This is a genomic window from Natronospira bacteriovora (genome assembly GCF_030848495.1).
GTDB classification, from domain to species: Bacteria; Pseudomonadota; Gammaproteobacteria; order Natronospirales; family Natronospiraceae; genus Natronospira; species Natronospira bacteriovora.
The window spans coordinates 1-21,439 of the sequence record NZ_JAVDDT010000005.1 but is presented as its reverse complement, the minus strand read 5'-3'; the positions used below and the strand labels follow the sequence as shown (position 1 = coordinate 21,439).

Here is a 21,439-nt window from a genome sequence, read left to right as displayed (position 1 = left end):
AAGTCGTGATAGGGGGGAGGTCCTGCACATTCTTGGGGAACCCTGTCCCGGAGAATCAATAAAGGAGCGACAGCGAAAGTTCGCTCCCACCAACCGTTGACCGGTGTGCCGGAGCAGTGGAACGGTGACGCCTGCCTTCATTGATTCCCCACCCCCAATCATGAAGTTCCTCTTGTCTTGTTGTCCCGGACCGGGTCGTCTGGCAATTGCCGGCGTTCGGTTGTAACGCGGCGGTGTGTCGCAAAGAAGGAGTCAAGCATCATGAAGGGATTGGGATTAGTCATTGGAACGATCCTGGCCACCACGGCCATGGGATCGATGCTGCCGGCCACGGCCAGCAGCCCCAGCGAGCGGCCCGTTGCCGCCAGTACCCTGGAGTCAGCCAGCACCGTCTCCAGAATCACTGAAGAAACTCTGGGCGTCGCCCGCTATCTGGTTGTCCTGCAGGACGCCCCGGCGGCATCCTACCGTGGTGGCGTCCTGGGATTCCCGGCCACCAGCCCGGCCGTGACCGGCGCCAGCCGCCTGGATCATCAGAAACCCCAGGTGCAGGCCTATGCGGCCTATCTGGAATATCGTCAGGACGAATTCCTCGGTCGCGCCGCCAACGCGCTTGGTCGCTCACTGCAGCCGGGGCACCGTTTTCAGTACGCCATCAACGGCCTGGTTCTTGAGTTGACCGCTTCCGAAGCTTCGCGTCTGCAGCAACAGCCTGACGTGGCACGGATCGTGGAAGAGCAGATCGATGAGTTGATGACCGATACCGGTCCCGGCTTCATCGGCGCCGATGCCCTCTGGGAAGGCAGTCACGGTGCGGGCTTGCAGACACGCGGTGAAGGGCTGGTGGTCGGTATCCTGGATACCGGTATCAATCCGACCCATCCTTCCTTTGCCGAGGTGGATCCCAATGACGGCTACACGCACGTCAATCCCCTGGGCTCTGGCAATTTTCTCGGCGCCTGTGACCCGGGCAGCGAACAGTACGATGCGGACTTTCCCTGCAACGACAAGCTGATCGGTGCCTGGAGCTTCATCGAGAGCTGGGGCGAGGAGAGCGCCTGGGACGAGAACGGACATGGCACCCATGTGGCCGGTACCGCCGCGGGCAATCATGTCACCACCACCTTCCAGGGAGTTGAAGTCGATATCTCCGGCGTGGCGCCGCGGGCCAACATCATTTCCTATCGTGTCTGTGGTGGCCCCGACACCCTGTGTAATTCCTTGGATCGTGCCGCCGCCATCGAGCAGTCCATCCTGGATGGCGTGGACGTGCTGAACCATTCCATTGGGGGCGGCATCAACCCCTACACGGATGCCACCTCACTGGCGTTCCTGGGCGCGACGGATGCCGGCATCTTCTCGGCGACGGCAGCGGGTAACAGCGGTCCAGAGGCTGGCACCGTTGGTCATCGCACACCCTGGATGATCACCGTGGCGGCCACCACCCATTCGCGCCTGTTTGCCCGTTCCGTGGATATCACGGGCCCGGGTACCGTCCCGGCCGAGCTGCAGGGCTTGGCCGGCGTGGTTGGCACCGGGCCGGCACCGGACGGCGACCTGAGCGCTTCCATCCTGTATGCCGGTGATCATGCGGCAGACGATTTCGCCTGTACCGCCCTGCCGGAAGATAGCATGGACGGTGCCATTGCCCTGGTGCGACGAGGCAACTGCACATTCATCGACAAGGCCAACAATGCAGCCAACGCAGGTGCCATTGCCCTGCTGGTGGTCAATAATGCCGGTGGCCCGCCGACCACCATGGGCGGCATGGAGAGTGCCACCATTCCGTCATTGATGGTTGGAAAGACGGGCGGTGATGCGATCATTGACTGGGTCTCCGGCAGCACGGATGCCACCGCAACCATGGGTGGTACCACTGAGCGCATACAGGATCCCGATTCCGGTGACACCATGGCCGGTTTCAGCTCTCGTGGTCCCGGTGGCCCGATGGCGGATGTGATCAAGCCCGACATCGCAGCGCCAGGCGTGTCGATTCTGGCCGCCTATGTCCCAGACAATGACAGTTTCGTCGCCATTCAGGGCACCTCCATGGCCAGCCCGCATATCGCGGGCGCCGGCGCATTGATTCGTGCCGTTCATCCCGGCTGGTCCCCCATGGAAGTGCAGTCCGCCCTGATGTCCACCGCCGTTACCTCGGTGATGGATACCGATGGTGAAACGCCGGCTGATGCATTCGACATGGGTGCCGGCCGCGTGGATCTGGATCGGGCCGTTCGAGCCGCATTGTTGCTGGACGAGACCCGTGCCAACTTCGAAGCGGCCGAGACCGGGGACCTGACCACACTGAACCTGGCGTCCTTCGCCAACATGGAGTGTGACGGCAGCTGCAGCTGGACCCGAGAACTGCGCAGTGTATTGGGTGATCCCGGCAACTGGACGATTACCGTCAATGCCGATACCGACCTGCTGCTGAGCGTGGACAGCACCACCTTCGCCCTGAACCACGGTGAGACCCATGAACTGACCCTGACGGCCGACGTCAGTGCTGCCGAGCCGGGTGAATGGCTGTTCGGCGAAGTGGTCATCAGTGAAGATGCCGACCAGGCTCCCAGTCAGCGTTTCCCGGTGGCTGTTCGCAAGCCCGTGCCGGTGGAGTATGGCCACTACACCATGACCACCAGTCTGGAAGACGCCAGCTGTGCCATGCCGCTGGCCAACTCCGGTGGCTACACTGATTTCCGGCCCTTCGGCCTCAACCCGAATGCAGCGGTCAGTGGAGATACCTTCGCATTCAATGTGTTTGGAACTCGCACCTTCCCGGTGGCCGGGCGAGAATTTGTCGGCATGCGTTTCACCGACGATGGTTTTGCTACATTCGGGGACGGTGCTCCGGCCAGTCCGTGGGTAAACCGCAGTCTGGATGATCTGGCCGGCGTGACTGCTCTGCTCGCCCCCATGTGGCGGGACTGGGTAGTGGTTTACGAGGAAGGCCAGCGTGGCGTTACTCTGGTTAATTTCGGCACCGGCAATGCCATCGACTGGAAAGGGGTTCAGGCCTACGGTGACCCGAATACCCGGATGGACTTCCAGCTCTACGCACGAAATGAGTTGTCACCCACCGCGCATGACATCGTCTTTGCCTATGACAATGTCCGCGTTGATGACTCCATCGGAACGGTCGGTTTGAGTGCTGATGGCGGTGACAGCTATCGTCAGTTGGCTTTCAACGGTGCCAGCATTGATCGAATCTACAACGGTATGGCCGTTTGCCTTAACTGGGTTGCGGATGTTTCCGAGCCGCAGTTTGTCCCCAATGCGACCGGCTTTACGGGGGCGGATTTTGAAGTCGTGCTGGAGGCCTATCCGCAAACCGCGTCTCTGCGTTATACCCTGGATGGCACGGATCCCGATCCGGACACCGGCACTGAAATTGCCAATGGCGGCAGCATCACTGTCAGCGATGGTACGGAAGTCCGCGTGATCGCCTATGAAGGGGGTCATGTCAGCGATGTGGTCATTCGCACCTTCCAGCAGCTGCCGCCACTGTCGATTCTTGACGGTGAAGGAGATCCTCTGGAGTCGGTGGTAGTGGCTGCAGGTGGTGAGGTGAGCTTCAGTGTCTCGGGGGGATCTGGCACCTACAGCAGTGTGTCGTCCTCACCCAACCTCACCAGCGGCCAGAGCGCGACCGTTCACGATGATGGTGATGGCAACTATCGCTTTGTGGCGCCGACCACGGGTGCGTTCGCCGGCCTCTATGAAGTCACCGTGACGGATGAAAGCGGCATGCAGGCCACGTTCACTGTGGAAGTGTCTCTGTTGGTGGAAGTGGATAGAAGCCTGCTTCTGGGTGGGGCGGAATCCGCCGAAATCCATGTTCGCGGTGCGGTGCCCGGAACGGGCCTGTCGTTGCTCCTGCAGGATGGTGAAGGCAGCGCCCTGCCAGCTGAAAGCGTGGCCAGCCTGGCAGACGGCAGTGTCACCGCCAGTGACGAGCCAGCAACGGGCAATCCGGCCTCCACGATGGTCGAGGCACTGGAAGTGGACGAGAACAGTGAGTTCCGTGTTCACGTCTCCGGTTCACCCTACTCGAACGTTGTGAGTGGTACGACATTGGTGCAGGCGGCCAGTTGGTATGCCGGCCAGGTGGCCGACATGGCGGGTGATGCCATTGCCAATGTCTCCGTGCGTGCTCTGGGTATCAGCAATGAGCTGAGTGAACCCTATCGGACGCATACCGGCGAGGAAGGGAATTTCCTGCTGGCGGCCCCGCGCCCGGACAATGACGACCCGCATTACACGCTGAGTGCCTCGGCTGATGACTTCCAGATCGGCGAAATTGCGGGTGATCTGTGTCTGGGTAGTACGCCCAGCTGCGTGGTCTACCTTGAAGGTGCCACCGCTTACCTCACGGTGGGTGTGGAGAACCTGCTTGATGGTGAAGAGGCGGATGTTCACGTCTACTTCGATACCATCGTGGAAGGTGCCGGTGAGATTGGACCATTCACCGTGGAAGGCAGTGCTGAGGATGAACTCGTCCTCAAGGCCCTTCCTCTGGATGGCGCCTTGATCTACAACCGGGTGGTGGCCACTGGCTTTGGCTACGAGGAGCAGGAAGTGGTAGCCGACAATGGCGGTTTTGTGCCGGAGGACGAAGCGGGCACGGAGGCTCAGTTGACTCTGTTCATGGAGCCCACCAGCCCCATGGTGTCCGATCTGGCCGTCAGCGACATCACCGCTACGTCTGCGCACCTGTCGGCGATCCTGGATCCCAACCAGCGTGTAACCACCGTCAGTTTCATTCTGGATGATGGTGACGATCTGCATACCCTGGATGCCGGTGAGGTATCGGCCAATGCCGAGGCTGGTGAAGTGTCCGTGACCGCCAGTAACCTGGCCTGTGGCAGTGCCTACTCCTTCTTCCTCTATGCAGAGAATGATCGCGGCATGAGCGGGGAGCTGGATGCCATTGAGTTCCAGACCATGGCCTGCCCGGTCAGTGGAGGTGGTTCTTCACGAGGCTGTACCCTGAGTGACAAGCGGGGTCCGATGGATCCGACCCTGCCGCTGTTGTTTATGCTGGGTATGTTCTGGCTGCTGCATCGCCGTCGCAGCCGGGCCTGAACGGCAAGCAAGTATCGTCAGTGATGGAGAGGCCGCCCTTCGGGGCGGCCTTTTTATTGCCTGATGAAAATTGGCTTGATGAAAAACGACGGTGCTCGGAACGGAGTCCGTCGTCGTGACGGGCCGGAAAAACAATCAGCCAATATCGAGACGGTCTCGCAGCAGGCGGAAGAGGGCACGGCTGGCGGCGGGTGGTTGACCGTGGATGAGTTCCTGTTCAGCGTGCTCCACCAGCTTGCGTGCTTCCTTTACCGTGTCTTCATTACTGGCATTGGCCAGTTCGAGGAAGGCGCTCTCATCACCGTTCAAGAGGCGTTGTCGCCATTGCTCCAGATGGTGGAAGGCCTTGGCGCTGGCGATTTTTTCCGACTCCAGGCGTGCCAGCAGGGCTTCAATGGGGGCGGGATCCAGCTTGCGCATCAGGGCACCAATGCGCTGTCGCTCCCGCCGCAATCCGCCGCCGCGGCGCATGGTGCGGATGCGTTTCAGGGAATCCAGCAGTTCCACCGGCAGGGACAGTTCCTCAAGGACGCTGTCCGGCAGTGCCGACAGTTTCATGCCCAGCTTCTCCCGGGCTTCCGCTTCTCGCTTGAGCTGGGAGCGGGAGGGACGCCGTTCGGCATCCCCCCCGTCCTCTGGTTCCCGTTCGGGAATGTCGTCGAAGTCATGCATGGCTATCAGTCACGGAAGATGGCGGTGTGAACCGTGCCATCCGCATCGATGCTGCCGCGATACATGCCGGAGGTATTGAAGGGCATGGTGATGTTGCCGTGGCGGTCGATGGCAATGATGCCGGCATTGCCGCCCATTTCCACCAGCTTGCGATTGACCACGTCGTCCGCGGCTTCGGCCACGCTGCGACCGGCGTACTCCATCTGCGCCGAGATGTCATGCAGGGTGACGGCACGCATGATGTACTCGCCGTGCCCCGTGGCGGAGAAGGCACCGGTGGCATTGTTGGCGTAGGTGCCGGAGCCGAGGATGGGCACGTCACCGATACGGCCAAAGCGCTTGTTGGTCATGCCGCCGGTGGAGGTGCCGGCCGCCACGTTGCCATTACGGTCCAGCGCCACGGCACCCACCGTGCCCAGGTTGAACTCCAGGTTCTCCCGCTGGCTGCGGAATTCCTCGCCCTGTTCGGCTTCCCGCTCGCGTGCCTGGTGGAGGGCCTCACGCCGGCGCTCGGTCTCGAACCACTCCGGGGCTTCCATGGGCAGGGCATGTTCTTCGGCAAAGGTCTGGGCACCTTCGCCGGAGAAGAAGACATGGGGGGATTCGTCCATGATGACCCGGGCCAGGTCGATGGGGTTACGGACCGTGCGCACGCCAGTCAAGGCACCCGCATTGCGATCACGGCCATCCATGATGGCGGCATCCATTTCAATGCGTTCATCGCTGGTGAAGACCGAGCCCCGACCGGCATTGAACAGTGGACTGTCTTCCAGCACACGGATCGCGGCCTGCACCGCATCCAGCGCTTCACCGCCATCGCGCAGGATGGAATGGCCGGCCTCAAGAGCCTCTTCCAGGGCCGCGTGGTATTCGGCTTCCTGCTCCGCGCTCATGGCCTCACGGTCCATGGTGCCGGCGCCACCGTGCACGGCGATGCCGATGGGGGCCTCGCCACTGTTCTCGGTGTGGGCGGCACTGTGCTCGCTGTCATTGCCGCAGGCGGCAAGGCCCAGGCTCATCAGGGTGATCAGTAGCAGCTTGCGCATGCGTCACTCCTCAAGTCGTTGTGTGGGGATTCGAACGGCTTTTCGTGAAGGGCATTCGCAATGATAACACCGCCCCTCACAGGGCATCGATCTCACCGTTGACGCCGATGCCATAGACCGGCATCTGGCGGGTGTTCTGGGAAAAGCCGATCTGCCCGTCGTGATCCACCGCGATCAGTCCGCCCTGGCCCTGTGTGTGATCCGCCATATGCTGAATTGCCGCTCTGGCCAGATCTTCCAGGCGGTCGAAATCGTCATGGCGGCAAGCCGTGTAGTGCGCCAGGGCGGTGCGGATCATGGCTTCTCCCTGACCGGTGCAGGAAACGGCCACCTGCTCGTCCGCCCAATTACCGGCACCGATCAGAGGGGTGTCGCCGAGACGGCCGGCCCGTTTGCCCACCACACCGCCGGTGGAGGTGGCGGCCGCCAGATGGCCACGGGTGTCGAGGGCCACACAGCCCACGGTGCCATGTCGTTCCTCCCAGCGCTCGCGCTCGTGGGCAACGATCAGGCTGGCCGGGTCACAGAAGGCAAAACCCCTCTCGCGCGCGAAGGCCTCGGCACCCTGCCCGACCAGGAGGACATGCCGGCCGTCGTCCATCACGGCCCGCGCCAGGCTCACCGGATTGGCAATGCCGCTTACGGCCCCCACGGCGCCGGCCCGGCGGTCATGCCCGCTCATGATGGAGGCGTCCGTGACAACCTGGCCGTCGGCATTGAGCGCCGAACCAAGACCGGCGTTGTATTGGGGGTTGTCTTCCAGCAGGCGAACCACATGTTCAACCGTGTCGAGAGCGCTGGTGCCCTGTTGCAGCAGGGCGTAGCCCGCCAGCCCGGCGTCCCGGACACCCTGGCGACAGGGTGGGTGGCGGTCAGCGCTGATCTCGCCGGCACCACCGTGACAGAGTAGGGCGATGGTCATGCTGTGCTTTCTCCTTGCCGGTGTTGCGCCCCTTGCTTGGCCCGGGGCCGAATTCGGAGTAGTTTGACGTTTGTGGCTGACCGTGTTGCCCTGCAGCCGCGAAGGGAGGCGGCATCGCCAATGTCCATCGACTGGAAAGCCTACGACCCGGGATCGTTCTACGATGAGCTTATCAGCTCTCCCGGTTATCCGAGAGCGGCCGCGCGGGAACTGTGCAAGCGCCTGCGCCAACTCAGTGATGAAGAGCTCCTGGAACGTCGCGATGCAGCCGAATTGGCCATTCTCGTCATGGGCATTACCTTCACGGTCTATCACGAGGGTGGGAGCATTGATCGCGCCTGGCCCTTCGATATCATTCCGCGCATCATCCCCCGAAGGGAGTGGGAACAGACCGAGGCCGGACTCCAGCAACGGGTGCAGGCCCTCAATCTGTTCATCAATGACATCTATCATGATCAGAAGATCATCCGTGATGGTGTCTTTCCCGAAGCACTTCTCAAGAGTTCCGGCAATTTCCGGCCGGAATGCGTGGGGGTCAGCCCACCGCTGGGTATCTGGGCACATATCTGCGGCAGCGATCTGATCCGCGGCAGCGACGGTCGCTTCCTGGTACTGGAGGACAACCTCCGGGTGCCCAGCGGTGTTTCCTACATGCTGGAGAACCGGCATGTGATGAAACGCACCTTCCCGGAACTCTTCGAGCACCAGAGCATCCTGCCGGTGGACGACTATCCGGCCCAGCTCTTCGACATGCTGGCCTCCCTCTCGCCCCGGCCCCAGGACTACCCCGTGGTGGTGGTGCTCACGCCGGGCATCTACAACTCCGCCTATTTTGAGCATGCCTACCTGGCCCAGCAGATGGGTGTCGAGCTGGTGGAAGGTCGCGATCTTATCGTGGCCGAGGATGACTGCGTCTACATGCGCACCATCGAGGGCCTGACCCGGGTGGATGTGATCTATCGCCGCATCGATGACCTCTTCCTGGACCCGGAAGTCTTCAATCCGGAGTCGGCGCTCGGGGTGCCGGGCCTGATGCGTGCCTGGCAGGCGGGGCAGGTTGCCCTGGCCAATGCCCCGGGGGCCGGGGTGGCGGATGACAAGGTGGTCTACGCCCATGTGCCGGACATGATCCGCTATTACCTGGATCAGGACCCCATCATCGACAATGTGCCCACCTTTGTCTGCCACGATGAGCGTCAATGCGAGCACGTGCTGGCCAATCTGCATGAGCTGGTGGTCAAGCCGGCCAATGAATCCGGCGGCTACGGCATGCTCATGGGGCCCCTTGCCAGCCAGCGCGAACGGGAGGAATTCGCCGAGCACATCCGGCGCAACCCGCGCAATTACATCGCCCAGCCCCTGATCGAACTGTCCACCACACCGACCATTGATGGTCACGGCAAGGTGGCACCCCGACATGTGGATCTGCGCCCCTTCATCCTCAGTGGCGAGGAAATCAATGTCACCACCGGTGGGCTGACGCGCGTCGCCCTCAAGGCCGGTTCCTTCGTGGTGAACTCCTCCCAGGGCGGTGGCAGCAAGGACACCTGGATCGTGGACACCGAGCCGAAGAAGGGGAGGAAGTGATCATGCTGTCGAGAGTCGCCGAGAACCTCTACTGGACGGCCCGCTACATGGAACGGGCGGAAGACCTGGCACGCCTGGTCAATGTCCATTCCAATCTGATGCTGGATCTGCCCCGTTCCATCGAGCTTGGCTGGGAGCCCCTGGTTGCCATTACCGGCAGTGAAGCGGGATTTGCCGAGCTGTTCGACGAGGTGGATGAACGCAATGTCACCCGTTATCTGATCGCGGATAAGCGCAATACCGGGTCCATCCTGGCCTGCCTGTTCCAGGCCCGTGAAAACCTGCGCTCCACCCGTGATCTTGTGCCGCGTGAAGCCTGGGAACAGGTCAATGACCTTTATTTGTATGCCCGCCGGGAGCTCAAGGGCGGCATCGCCAAGCGCAAGCGCTATGACTTCCTGCGCGGTGTGATCCAGCAATGTCAGCAGTTCACCGGCTTGCTCGCCGGCACCATGAGCCATGACGAGGCCTATGAGTTCTTGCGCATTGGCCGCAATCTGGAGCGGGCAGACATGAGCACACGCATCCTGGATGTGCGCTCACAGGATCTTCTGCCCAAGCGTTCCGAAGAGCTTACGCCCTTCGAGAACATCCAGTGGATGAGTGTTCTGAAGTCACTGACGGCCTATCAGATGTATCGGCGGCATGTGCGGGTGCGGGTACGCGGAATCGATGTGCTGCGATACCTGCTTCAGGATCGCCAGTTGCCCCGGGCACTGATGCATTGTCTTGAACAGGTGGAATCCTGCCTGCATGACCTGCCGAGGAACGATGCCCCCCTGCGTTCGGTGACGCGCATGCAGCGCCGGGTGCAGGAAGCGGATGTGCCAGAACTGGCCGAGGCCGGTCTGCACGAATTCATCGATGACGTTCAGCTGGATCTGGCCCACCTGCACGAAAGTATCAGCACCACCTACTTTCTACTGGATCGGGCGGCATGAATACCTTCCGCTGCACCTGCGGCAATACGCTCTATTTCGAGAACAACCAGTGTCTCGCCTGTGGCAGTCGCCTGGGCTTTCTGCCCGAGCACCTGAGCCAGGCGGCGCTGGAGGATCTGGGCAACGGCCGCTGGCGGGCCCGTAGCCCGGACGGGGATCTTGGTGTCTATCGACGTTGCCATAATGATATCGAGCACAATGTCTGCAACTGGATGGTGCCCGATGAGCAGGAGGAAATCTTCTGCCAGGCCTGCCGGCTGAATCGCGTCATTCCCAATCTGAAGATTGCCGGAAATCATGCCAAATGGCTCAATGTGGAGCAGCAGAAGCGACGCCTGATCTATGATCTGCTCCGACTGGGTCTGCCCTTTCAGGGCAAGCAGGACAACCACGACACCGGACTGGCCTTTGCCTTCATGGAGGATGAGCAGAGTACGGGGGAGTTCGTCGATACCAACTGGTCGGGTGGAAAGGTCTTCACCGGCCATGCCAATGGCCTGATTACCATCAACATCCTGGAAGCCGATGACGTGGCCCGGGAAGCCATGCGCCAGCAGATGAATGAAGCCTCCCGAACTCTGCTGGGGCATTTCCGTCACGAGATCGGGCACTATTTCTGGGATCGGCTCATCCGGGACGGCCAGCGCCTGACCTCCTTCCGCAGTCTTTTCGGTGATGAGCGTCTGGACTACCAGCAGGCCCTGGAGAGTCATTACCAACAGGGCCCGCCTGCCGACTGGCAGAACAATTTCATCAGTGCCTATGCGGCCTCCCATCCCTGGGAAGACTGGGCCGAATGCTGGGGCCACTACCTGCAGATCCGGGATGCCCTGGAAACCGCCTGGGCGCTTGGCCTGGTGCGTGACCGACCACGGGACTTCAGTCATCTGATCCGAATCTGGAACCGGGTCAGTGCCAGCATCAATCTCATGAACCGCAGCCTCGGCCTGCGCGACGCCTATCCCTACACCCTCACCGACCCGGTTCTGGACAAGATGGTCTACATCCACGACCTGATCACGATTGAAGGGAAGAGAGAATCGTGAATGGTGAATCGTGAATCGAAGGAGGCGTTAGAGGATGTCGGGGCGCTCGGGGTATAGCGGCCTCGAAGGTGAGGCGTGAGGTGAAACCCCGAAGCCTTCGGCTTCCGCGCTTCGCGCGACCAGGCCGGCCTTAAGGCCGGCCGTTGGGCGCCAAAGGCGCCCTGCTTTTCCCCTCACGCCTCACATTCGGAGCCGAGAAACCAGCGGCGCCATCCCACCCGCTAACGGCTCCGGCAAGCGTTGATCGCGGCGGACGCCGCTCCCACAGGCACGGCCTCGATCAACGCCTCCTTCGATTCACGATTCACCACTCCCGATTCACGCCTCTCACACCCCTCTGCTAGAATCCACCCGTTTTCCACACAATCCCTTCCGAACTGGAGCGTCCATGGGCAAGCGTGCCGAGGTCAGTGCCGCAATTGATCGAGCCGAGCTGGAAAGTGCCGTGGAAATGGGCCTGTCCCGGGCCCGTGACCTGGGCGCCGATGCCGCCGAGTGCGGGGCCAGTGTGGACGTGGGCCTGGGGGTGACGGTTCGCCTCGGTGAGGTCGAGACCCTGGAATACCGTCAGGATCGGGGCATTGGCATCACGGTCTTCATGGGGCAGCGCAAGGGCGTGGCCAACACCTCCGACCTGTCGCCACAGGCCATTCAGGAGGCCGTCCAGAAGGCCTGTGACATTGCCCGCTTCACCCAGCCGGACCCCCATGCCGGCTTGCCACCAGCGGACCGCCTGGCCCGGGACATCCCGGATCTGGACCTGTGTCACCCCTGGGCGCTGGAGCCGGACGAGGCCATTGAGCTGGCCCGTCGGTGCGAGAACGCCGCCCGTGACGAGGACGAACGCATCGACAACTCCGATGGCGCCAGTGTGGATACCCAGCACGGCGTCCGTGCCTATGGCAACTCCCACGGTTTCATCGGCAGTTTCGAGGGCACCACCCATGGCATCAGCTGCAGCGTGCTGGCGCGGGACGAGAAGGGCATGCAGCGTGATTTCTGGTACACGACAGCCCGCGAGCACGGCGCCCTCCAATCGCCGGAAGCGGTGGGCCGCGAAGCCGCACAGCGGACGCTTCGTCGCCTGGGTGGCCGCCGCCTTAGCACCCGCAAGGCTCCGGTACTTTTCGTGCCCCAGCTGGCGCGGGGCCTGATCGCCACCATTGTCGGGGCTGCTTCCGGTCCGGCCCAGTATCGACAGGCCTCCTGGTTGCTGGAGGGCGTGGGCAAGCGCGTCCTTCCGGACTGGATGGATCTGGTGGAGCATCCCCATGTTCCCCGCGCCCTGGGCAGTGCGCCTTTCGACGCCGAAGGCGTGGCCATTGCTGACAACCCCCTGGTGGAGGAAGGTCACCTCAGCCGCTATGTGCTGGACAGCTATTCCGCCCGCCGACTTGGCCTGGAGACCACCGGAAACGCAGGCGGTGTTCACAACCTGACCCTGGAATGCCCAAAGCGCCCGCCGGAGGCGCTGCTGGCCACCATGGGCACCGGCTTGATCGTCAATGAGCTCATGGGTCAGGGCGTCAACGGCGTGACGGGTGACTATTCCCGCGGTGCCGCCGGATTCTGGGTGGAAGGAGGGGAGATCGCCTTCCCGGTGGAGGAGATCACCATCGCCGGCAATCTGCGCGATATGCTCGGTCATGTGCTTGCCGCCGGTGACGATGTGGATTGGCGGGGCAACATTCTCTGTGGTTCCTTGCTGCTCGAAGAGATGACCATTGCCGGTGAATGAGTCATGACCTATTGCGTCGCCATCCGCAGCGAGGCCGGGCTGGTGCTCGCCTCCGATTCCCGAACCAGTGCCGGTGTGGACGATGTCAGCGTCTACAGCAAGATGCATGTGTTGCCCGGCAATGAACGGCGCTGCCTGGTGCTCCTCTCGGCCGGCAATCTGGCCACCACCCAGGCCGTGACCAGCCGCATCCAGCGGGATCTCAAGGACCCTGAAGCGGAGCAGTCACTGGATCAGCTGGAACACATGGATGATGTGGCCGAATACATCGGCAGCATCAGCACCCGCGTGCAGCGAGGCGGGGAAGGCAGCACCCAGGCTGACTTCCGCCCCGAGGCCAGTTTCATCCTCGCCGGTCAACTGGGCGATGATGAGCCGGACTGTTATCTGATCTATCCGGAAGGTAATTTCATCCGCGTCAGCCGCGACAAGCCCTTCCTGCAGATTGGCGAAACCAAGTACGGCAAGCCCATCCTGGATCGCATCGTCGAGCCGGACATCTCCCTGGAAATGGCCGCCCGCTGCGCCCTGGTATCACTGGATTCCAGCATGCGCTCCAACCTCAGTGTCGGCCCCCCCCGTCGAACTGGCCTTCTATCGGCGTGATGCCTTTGAACTCGAACATCAGCTGCGCTTTGAAGAGGATGATCCTTTCTGGCGCCGCATGCAGGATGCCTGGGCCAGGAATCTCCGACAGGCCTTCATGGATCTGCCAAAGTTTGATTGGGAAGAGTGAGAGGGTAGTGCTGAGTACTGAGTACTGAGTGCTGAGTACTGAGTGGGTGCGGGTCGGAGGGGACGGCGGTTCTCGGAGGGGCGGGGCTTTCGGCTGGCATTGGGCGTGAATCGAAAATCGTAATTCGTGAATCGGAAGGTGGCGCCGGCCGAAGCCGTGTCTGTGGGAGAGGCTTCAGCCTCGATCAGCTTTTTTCGGAGTCGTTAGCCGCGCCGGTGCCACCGCCCATTCGCCGGCTCCGAACGTGAGGAGTGAGGCGTGAGGCGTAAGGTGAAAACCCGAAGCCTCACGGCTTCCGCGCTTCGCGCGAACAAGGCCGGCCAACGGCCGGCCGTTGGGCGCCAAAGGCGCCCCGCCTTTCCCCTCACACCTAACACCTCACACCTCACTTTCGAAGCCGCAATACTCCCAGCGCCCCGACACCTTCTAACGCCCCCACTCAGCACTCAGCACTCAGCACTCAGCACTCAGCACTCAGCACTCAGCACTCAGCACTCAGCACTCAGCACTCAGCACTCAGCACTCAGCACTCAATCCCCATCCCGAAGCCGGATCAGCAGCGGCTCAATCCCCTGATCCTCCAGCCGCCCACGGGTGCGCTCCAGGCGCTCGGTGCCTTCGATGGGGCCGACACGGACCCGGTAGTAGGTCTGGCCGTCGTCAATGCTCACGCGCTGGATATGTGATTCAAAGCCGGCCATGCCCAGCTCGGCACGCAGACGGTCGGCATCCGATTCGCGGCGGAAGGAACCCACCTGCAGCACGTAACGACCATCGGCCGGCAGCGCGGGTTGTTCGCGGGATTCGTCGGAGGTGCGTGGGGTGCGGATGCGCACTTCCTCTTCCGGCACCACCACTTCGAAGCTCTCCAGCATGCGATAGAAGCTGAAGCGCTCGCGCTCTTCTTCACCCTGCTCCTCGCGCTGGCGATCCCGTTCGGCCTTGGCCGCTTCCAGGTCGATGCGTGGCAGCTCCGTGTCCGACTGCTGCAGCCAGGTCACGCCCATGGCGGTGCCGAAGCCGAGCACGAAACCACCAATCAACCAGATCCATCCCGGCGTGGTGTCCACGTCCTTCCTCCTGCGTGCCTGTCCGCTGTGCTTGTAATCTTTTGGCATGATGCCCTACATGCTTTCCGGCGTGGAGACGCCAATCAGGCCCAGGCCATTGGCCAGCACCTGGCGGGTGGCTTCCACCAGGGCCAGGCGCGCATTTCGCAGTTCCTCTTCCATCACCAGGAAGGTGTGGGCGTTGTAATAGGTGTGCAGGTCATTGGCCAGATCGCGCAGGTACTGGGTCAGCAGATGGGGCGCCCGGTTGCGGGCGGCGGCTTCCACCACCTCGGGGTAGCGCGACAGGCTGACCATGAGCTGGTCTTCATGCGGCTCGTCCAGCTGATCCAGGTTGGCCAGGCCGGTATCCCGGCTGTACTCGAAACCCTTCTCCGCCGCCTGGGCGAAGACGCTGCAGATGCGCGCATGGGCGTACTGCACGTAGTACACCGGGTTGTCACTGGACTGGGACTTGGCCAGCTCCAGGTCGAAATCCAGGTGCTGGTCATTGGAGCGCATGACGTAGAAGTAGCGCGCCGCGTCCGCGCCCACTTCCTCGCGCAGCTCCCGCAGGGTCACGAAGGAACCCGAGCGGGTGGACATCTGCAGCTTTTCCTTGCCGCGATAGAGATGAGCGAACTGCACCAGGCGCACTTCCAGAGAATCCCCCGGCTGGCCCATGCCTTCCAGGCCGGCCTTGAGGCGGGCGATGTAGCCGTGGTGGTCGGCACCCAGGATGTCGATCAGGCGGTCGTAACCCCGCTCGCGCTTGTTCAGGTGATAGGCGATGTCGGAGGCGAAGTAGGTGGTCTGGCCGTTATCGCGCACCACCACCCGGTCCTTCTCGTCGCCGTACTTCTCGGCGCGAAACCACAGCGCACCGTCCTTCTCGTAGATGTCACCGCGTTCCCGGCCCACTTCCAGGGCATGCTCCACCAGCTTGTTCTCGGTCAGGGAGCGCTCGGAGAACCACTCATCGAAAGTGGTGCCAAAACCTTCCAGGTCCTCGCGGATGTCGTCGAGGATGTCATCCAGGCCCAGCTTGAAGACGGTGTCGAAATCCGCCGCGCCCAGCAGCTCGCGTGCACGGGCGATCACCGCATCAATGTATTCTTCCTTGTCGCCCCCGGCCGGCTCATCGGCGGGCAGGCCGTCGAAGACCTCGTTGGCCGGCTTCATGAAGCGCTCACCGTGTGCCTCGCGCAGCTTGGCGGCGATATCCACGATGTAATCGCCCTTGTAGCCATTGCTGGGGAAAGCAATGGCTTCGCCGCCGGCTTCCAGGTAGCGCAGCCAGATGCTCGCGGCCAGGATGTCCATCTGGCGGCCGGCGTCGTTGACGTAGTACTCCCGGTGCACCGGATGGCCGATGGCCTCCAGCAGATTGCCCACGGTGCTGCCGTAGGCCGCGCCCCGGCCGTGGCCCACGTGCAGGGGGCCGGTGGGATTGGCGGAAACGAACTCCAGCAGGATCTTCTCGTCCTTGCCGATGTCACTGCGCCCGTAGGCCGCGCCCTTGGCGAAGACCTCATCCACCACCGCGTGCCAGGCCGCCGGGGTCAGGAAGAAATTGATGAAGCCCGGCCCGGCGATCTCCACCTTGGCCACATGCTCGGAAGCCGGCAGGGCTTCGGTCAGGGCGGTGGCGATCTCGCGCGGATTCCGGCGCGCCGGCTTGGCCAACATCATGGCCAGGTTGCAGGCGAAATCCCCATGCTGGCGATCGCGCGTGCGCTCCACCTGAATCGGCAGCTCCCGCGCCTCCGCGGGCAGGACCTCGTCCCGGATCAGCGTCTCCCGGGCCTGTTCAAGCAACTGGCTGAGTTCTTCCTTCACGATGCAACTTCCGGCTGGTTAAAAGCCGCGATTCTAACATTAACTGTGGGGGTGCAGATGGGCCGGGGCGGTGGTTAAAGACGGGACCACGAAATGGACACAATATGAAAGGCAAAAACCCTTTAGCCGCGAGATGGACGCGAAATGGACGCTAGATGTTTGGCCGTGCTTGATTAGCCACTGTGCGGCTTCGGAGGGGCCGTGCCATCCTCTGGCACGGCCCCTCCGAAGCCGCACGGCATCACTCCAGGCATGGCCCACATCTAGCGTGCATCTAGCGTCCATCTCGCGGCTAAATGTTTCAAAGGTTTTCGCCTTTATCTCGTGTGCATTTCGTGTCCATTTCGTGGTCCGACCCCCTCAAAACAGATCAATCGGATCCACATCCAGCGACCAGCGCACCTTGCGCGCCGATTTCAGCCCTTCCAGCCAGGGCGCCCAGTCGCGCAGCAGGGCGTGCAGGGCGGGGCGGGCCTCGGCCTGGATCAGCACCTGGGCGCGGTAACGGCCGGCGCGGCGTTCCATGGGGGCGGGCACCGGGCCCATCAGCAGCAATTCCTGGCTGGCGCGGCGGCTGCCCTCGTCCACCGCTTCCTCGAGAAAGGCGTTGACCGCCTCGCGCTGGTGAGCTTCGGCCCGCAGCAGGGCGAGATGACTGTAGGGCGGGAAGCCCGCCTCGTTGCGTTCGCGCAGGGCGGCATCGGCGAAGGCGCCGTAACCGCCCTGGATCAGGGTTTCCAGCAGGGGATGATCCGGCACCCGGGTCTGGATCAGTACCTCCCCGGGTTTCTCTCCGCGCCCGGCACGGCCGGCCACCTGGGTGATCAGCTGGGCGGTGCGTTCCGGGCCGCGGAAGTCCGCGCTCATCAGGCCCTGGTCGGCGTCCACCAGGCCCACCAGGGTGAGGTCGGGGAAATCATGTCCCTTGGCCAGCATCTGGGTGCCGATCAGCAGGCGCGCGCGCCCTTCACGAGCGGCCTGCAGGCGGGCATCCATCTCGCCTCGTCGCCGGGTGGTGTCACGGTCGATGCGCACTACCCCCACATCCGGAAAGCGCCGGCTCAGCACCTGTTCCAGCTTCTCGGTGCCCTGGCCGGCCACGCCCAGCTTCTCGCTGGCGCATTCCGGGCAGGCCCGGGGCAGTCGACGGCTGTTGCCGCAGTGGTGACAGTCCAGGCTGCCGCGACCCCGGTGGTAGGTCATGCGCGCATCGCAGCGGCTGCAGTCGGCGGTCCAGCCGCATTGATTGCAGATCAGCACCGGCGCATAGCCACGGCGATTGAGAAACAGCAGCGCCTGGTTGCCGGCGCGCAGGTGCCGATCCAGGGCCGTGAGCAGCTGGCCGGAGAGCCCCCCGTCCAGATCCTGCCCGCGAAGATCCACCGTGCGGATAAGCGGCGGTTTTGCCTTGCCGGCCCGCTTTGGCAAGGCCAGCGCCTGGTAACGCCCGTCGCGGGCATTGCGCAGGCTCTCCAGCGACGGTGTGGCCGAACCCAGCACCACCGGCAGCGCCTGCTGGCGCGCCCGCACCAGGGCCAGATCCCGCGCCGAGTAACGGAAACCGTCCTGCTGCTTGAAAGCCGGATCGTGTTCCTCGTCCAGGATCATCAGGCCCGGGTGTTTCAGGGGCAGAAACACCGCCGAGCGGGTGCCAATGAGCACGTCCAGCTCACCATCGCGGGCGGCCAGCCAGGTGTCGCGGCGCTCGCGTTCGTTCATGCCGGAGTGATACAGGCCAATGCGGGCCGGCAGGCTGTCGCGAAAGCGCTGGGTCAGCTGCGGAGTGAGCGCGATCTCGGGCACCAGCACCAGGCATTGACGCCCCTGGGCCAGAATGCGGCGCATCAGGGCCAGATAGACCTCGGTCTTGCCGCTGCCGGTCACCCCTTCCAGGAGATGGCAGGAGAACCCGTCCAGGTGGCTGCTGATGGCCTCCACCGCCGTTTGCTGGCGTTCATTCAGGGCCACGCCCCCGTCCACCGGTTCGCTGGGCAGCGCCACTGTCAGGCCGCGCTCCTCGCCGGCCACCAGGCCTTTCTCCTCCATGCGCCGCATGACGCCCTGCCAGCCCTCGCCCAGATCCTGCAGTTCGGCGGCGGGCAGGGCGCCGCCGGCCTGTTGCAGGCGGGCGAGGATGCGCTGCTGGCGGGGAGCGCGGGCCAGATCCCCAGGCGACAGGTGCCGGCCTTCCTCGCTCAGTTGCCACCAGCGTTCAGCGCTGCGCGTGGCCGCCTCGCCCCGGCGCAGCGCCACCGGCAGCAGGTGTTCGAGCACTTCCCCCGGCGGGTGGTGGTAGTAGCTCACGCTCCAGAGCGCCAGGCGCAGCATGTCGGCCGGCACCACCGGCGCCTCGTCCAGCAGCCGGCTGATCCGTCGCAAGCGGCTGCGGGGCATGGCCGGGTCAGCCTCGCCGGTCTCCACCACCAGGCCCACCAGCTGGCGGGAACCGAAGGGCACCCGCACCCGTCGCCCGGCCACCGGGCCGCTGACCGGGGTGTCGGGTGGCAGGTAATCAAACAGCCGGCGCAGGGGTGAGGGGATGGCAACCCGCCAGACAGTCTCGCTCATGGGCGAGCCGCCCGTTTGGACGAGGCCCTGTGGGTTTTCCACAGAAGCTGTGGATAAGTCTGTGGATGAGCTGTTGTCATTCCTTCCAAACCGCGTTGCCTGTTGCCTGTGTTTCAGAATGGTGAAATTTTAGCCGATTACGTTTCTTGTTTTAAAACAACAATTTACTATCATTACCTGAAACAGGGCTTCAGCTTGGTACGCATTTTTACGGACAAGTCCGTGCATGTGCATAAGTCAAGCGGGAAAACGCCTGAATCAAAATTTTTTTCACATTTGTGTCAACCGCCTCCCCGCAGGCGCGTTAATCCCACTGTAAAGGCCCTGAAAACAACGGGGCCGGCGCGAAACCGGAGGGGGAATGCAGGACAGTCTGGATGAATTCCTGGCTTCGGTCGAGCTTCGCGCCTTCCATCTCGTCCGCCTGCGACTGGGCAGTGCGGATGATGCCCACGACGTGGTGCAGGACGGCATGGAGCGTTTCGTGCGCCACTACCGGGACAAGCCCCGGGAGGAATGGACCCGGCTCTTCTACGGGATCATTCACAACCGGGTGCGGGATTACCAGCGTCACGGCCAGGTTCGAAACCGCGTCCTGCAGACGCCACGGCCGGACGAGGAAGACGGGAGTGATCCCGTTGAGCGCGCCGAAGGCCCGGCCGCGCTGCGGCCCGAGGAGCGGGTCGGCACCGATGACAGTATGCAGGCCCTGGCAGCCGCCATTGGCGAACTGCCGGAGCGACAGCAGGAAGCGGTCACCCTGCGCATCATCCAGGGAATGGACGTGGCGGAAACCGCCGCCGCAATGGGCTGCTCGGAAGGCAGCGTGAAGACGCATCTCTCCAGGGCGCTGGGCGCATTGAGAGAGGTGCTGGGAGAACATCGATGAGCGAGCACGACAAAGACGACGCCCTGATTCGGGCACTGAGCGAGCGATTCGACGCCGGGCTGGACTCGGTGAGCGAATTCGATCGCGCGCGTCTGCGCCGTGCCCGTCAAAAGGCCCTGGCCGCGCAGCCGCCGGCCCGCCGTGGCTGGGTGGTACCCGCCGCGCTGGCCGCCTCGGTGGCCCTGATGGCCCTGCTCACCGTGCCCTTCTGGTCGGGTGAGCCCGTCCCCGCCGAGGAAGAACTGCGGATGGCGGAACAGGAGATTTCCGACCTGGAAATCCTGCTGGCGGAAGACGAATTGAGTCTCTACGCCGACCTGGATTTCTACGTCTGGCTGGAGGCCGAACTGGCCGATGAGGCTGCCAGCGATGCGAGCTAGTCAGGCATGTGGCCTCGCGCTGGCTCTGCTGGCATTGCCCTTGGCGGCCGGCGAAGAGCCCGACATGGAACTGATCGAGTTCCTGGGTGAATTTACGGGGGCGGATGGCGAGTGGGTGGATCCCATGGATCTTTACCTGCTCGAAGCGGAACTGCCGGAGCTGCTCGACGAGGAGCTGGCAGAGGAGGAAGACCATGAAGATCGTTAATCGCACGGCCGGGGGGCTGAAGGTGCAGGGGTTGTGGCCCGCGCTATGGCTTTCCGGGGCATTGATGATCTCCGGTACCGCTTTCGCCAACGCCCCTGACTGGAATGAACTGAGCGACAACCAGCGCCAGGTGCTCCAGCCCCTGGCTGAGCAGTTCGACCGGATGCCGGAAGAACGGCGCGAGAATCTGGCCCGAGGCGCCGAGCGCTGGAGCCAGATGGATGAATCCGAACGGGAACAGGCGCGTGAGCGTCATCGGCAGTGGCAGTCCCTGGACGACAGTGAGCGCCGCGGCATCCGCGAACGCTACGTCGCCTTCCAGAACCTGCCGCCCCAGGCCCAGGATCGTGTACGTGCCGCTTTCGAGCGTTATCACGACATGCGCCCGGAAGAGCGCGAGGAAATCCGCGAGCGCTGGCAGCAGATGAGCCCGGAAGAGCGCCGCGAATTCGCCCGCGAACGTCGCGAAGAAGCCATGGAGCGTCGTGACGAAGCCCGTGAACGGGGCATGGAGCGCCGCGACATGCAGCGCGAAATGCGCCAGGACCGACAGGACATGCGTGAAGACCGGCGCGACATGCGCCGGGAGCAACGCCAGGATCGCCGCGAAGGACGCGGCCCCGGGCGAGGAGGTCCGGACGGAATGTAACCCCCCCCGCGTTCCGTCCGTTCGGGAGCCCCTGGCGTGCCAGGGGCTTCTTTTTTTTGGGGGATCGTTGGTACGGGGGATCTA

17 protein-coding genes are annotated in these 21,439 nt (G+C 63.2%); 11 read left to right on the top strand and 6 right to left on the bottom strand.

Translation table 11 applies throughout. From position 1 onward, the window contains the following. The first annotated feature begins 261 nt into the window (after positions 1–261). Complete coding sequence (locus RBH19_RS08665; RefSeq protein ID WP_306728444.1) at positions 262–5,085, top strand: S8 family serine peptidase; 4,824 nt, start codon at positions 262–264, stop codon at positions 5,083–5,085. A gap of 135 nt (positions 5,086–5,220) precedes the next feature. On the opposite strand, the gene yjgA is transcribed toward RBH19_RS08665, so the two are convergent. The 3 genes from yjgA to RBH19_RS08650 form a co-directional block, all read right to left on the bottom strand. Beyond that, the gene (gene yjgA, locus RBH19_RS08660) at positions 5,221–5,757 is read right to left on the bottom strand and encodes a ribosome biogenesis factor YjgA (protein WP_306728443.1); all 537 of its coding nucleotides are present in this window, start codon (positions 5,755–5,757) and stop codon (positions 5,221–5,223) included. A 5-nt stretch (positions 5,758–5,762) separates the two neighbouring features. After that, entirely contained in the window at positions 5,763–6,803 is a 1,041-nt protein-coding gene (locus RBH19_RS08655) for an isoaspartyl peptidase/L-asparaginase family protein (RefSeq protein ID WP_306728442.1), read from the bottom strand. A 76-nt stretch (positions 6,804–6,879) separates the two neighbouring features. After that, complete coding sequence (locus RBH19_RS08650; RefSeq protein WP_306728441.1) at positions 6,880–7,725, bottom strand: isoaspartyl peptidase/L-asparaginase family protein; 846 nt, start codon at positions 7,723–7,725, stop codon at positions 6,880–6,882. Positions 7,726–7,845: 120 nt separating this feature from the next. Between RBH19_RS08650 and RBH19_RS08645 the strand changes: the two genes are divergently transcribed. From RBH19_RS08645 to RBH19_RS08620, 6 genes are all read left to right on the top strand, one after another. Next, positions 7,846–9,312, top strand: a complete 1,467-nt coding sequence (locus tag RBH19_RS08645; RefSeq protein ID WP_306728440.1) for a circularly permuted type 2 ATP-grasp protein — start codon at positions 7,846–7,848, stop codon at positions 9,310–9,312. 2 nt (positions 9,313–9,314) lie between these two features. Then, positions 9,315–10,253, top strand: coding sequence for an alpha-E domain-containing protein (locus RBH19_RS08640; protein WP_306728439.1), 939 nt, complete (start codon positions 9,315–9,317; stop codon positions 10,251–10,253). Next, positions 10,250–11,299 carry a zinc-binding metallopeptidase family protein gene (locus RBH19_RS08635; RefSeq protein ID WP_306728438.1) on the top strand — a complete coding sequence of 350 codons (1,050 nt, stop codon included), beginning with the start codon at positions 10,250–10,252 and terminating at the stop codon, positions 11,297–11,299. The genes RBH19_RS08640 and RBH19_RS08635 overlap by 4 nt, the downstream gene beginning before the upstream one ends. 388 nt (positions 11,300–11,687) lie before the next feature. Beyond that, a complete protein-coding gene (gene pmbA, locus RBH19_RS08630) occupies positions 11,688–13,037 on the top strand; it encodes a metalloprotease PmbA (RefSeq protein WP_306728437.1) in 1,350 nt (449 codons plus the stop codon). Between the two features lie 3 nt (positions 13,038–13,040). Further along, positions 13,041–13,643 carry a proteasome-type protease gene (locus RBH19_RS08625; protein ID WP_306728436.1) on the top strand — a complete coding sequence of 201 codons (603 nt, stop codon included), beginning with the start codon at positions 13,041–13,043 and terminating at the stop codon, positions 13,641–13,643. Beyond that, positions 13,603–13,773 (top strand): Ntn hydrolase family protein, encoded by a 171-nt coding sequence (locus RBH19_RS08620; RefSeq protein WP_306728435.1) that lies wholly within the window; start codon positions 13,603–13,605, stop codon positions 13,771–13,773. The genes RBH19_RS08625 and RBH19_RS08620 overlap by 41 nt, the downstream gene beginning before the upstream one ends. Positions 13,774–14,303: 530 nt before the next feature. Here the strand turns inward: RBH19_RS08620 and RBH19_RS08615 are convergent. The 3 genes from RBH19_RS08615 to RBH19_RS08605 all read right to left on the bottom strand — a co-directional run bounded on the left by RBH19_RS08615 (position 14,304) and on the right by RBH19_RS08605 (position 19,229). Then, positions 14,304–14,891, bottom strand: a complete 588-nt coding sequence (locus tag RBH19_RS08615) for an SPOR domain-containing protein (protein WP_306728434.1) — start codon at positions 14,889–14,891, stop codon at positions 14,304–14,306. A gap of 6 nt (positions 14,892–14,897) precedes the next feature. Beyond that, positions 14,898–16,661 (bottom strand): arginine--tRNA ligase, encoded by a 1,764-nt coding sequence (argS, locus tag RBH19_RS08610; protein WP_306728433.1) that lies wholly within the window; start codon positions 16,659–16,661, stop codon positions 14,898–14,900. A 360-nt stretch (positions 16,662–17,021) separates the two neighbouring features. Next, on the bottom strand, positions 17,022–19,229 hold the full coding sequence (locus RBH19_RS08605; protein WP_306728432.1) for a primosomal protein N': 2,208 nt from the start codon (positions 19,227–19,229) through the stop codon (positions 17,022–17,024). Positions 19,230–19,590: 361 nt separating this feature from the next. Between RBH19_RS08605 and RBH19_RS08600 the strand changes: the two genes are divergently transcribed. The 4 genes from RBH19_RS08600 to RBH19_RS08585 are packed head-to-tail and all read left to right on the top strand — an operon-like array spanning position 19,591 to position 21,355. After that, positions 19,591–20,118 (top strand): RNA polymerase sigma factor, encoded by a 528-nt coding sequence (locus RBH19_RS08600; RefSeq protein ID WP_306728431.1) that lies wholly within the window; start codon positions 19,591–19,593, stop codon positions 20,116–20,118. Then, positions 20,115–20,498 carry a hypothetical protein gene (locus tag RBH19_RS08595; protein WP_306728430.1) on the top strand — a complete coding sequence of 128 codons (384 nt, stop codon included), beginning with the start codon at positions 20,115–20,117 and terminating at the stop codon, positions 20,496–20,498. Before RBH19_RS08600 ends, RBH19_RS08595 begins: the two co-directional genes overlap by 4 nt. After that, complete coding sequence (locus RBH19_RS08590; protein WP_306728429.1) at positions 20,488–20,706, top strand: hypothetical protein; 219 nt, start codon at positions 20,488–20,490, stop codon at positions 20,704–20,706. The genes RBH19_RS08595 and RBH19_RS08590 overlap by 11 nt, the downstream gene beginning before the upstream one ends. Further along, a complete protein-coding gene (locus RBH19_RS08585) occupies positions 20,693–21,355 on the top strand; it encodes a DUF3106 domain-containing protein (protein ID WP_306728428.1) in 663 nt (220 codons plus the stop codon). Before RBH19_RS08590 ends, RBH19_RS08585 begins: the two co-directional genes overlap by 14 nt. The last annotated feature ends 84 nt before the right edge of the window (positions 21,356–21,439 follow it).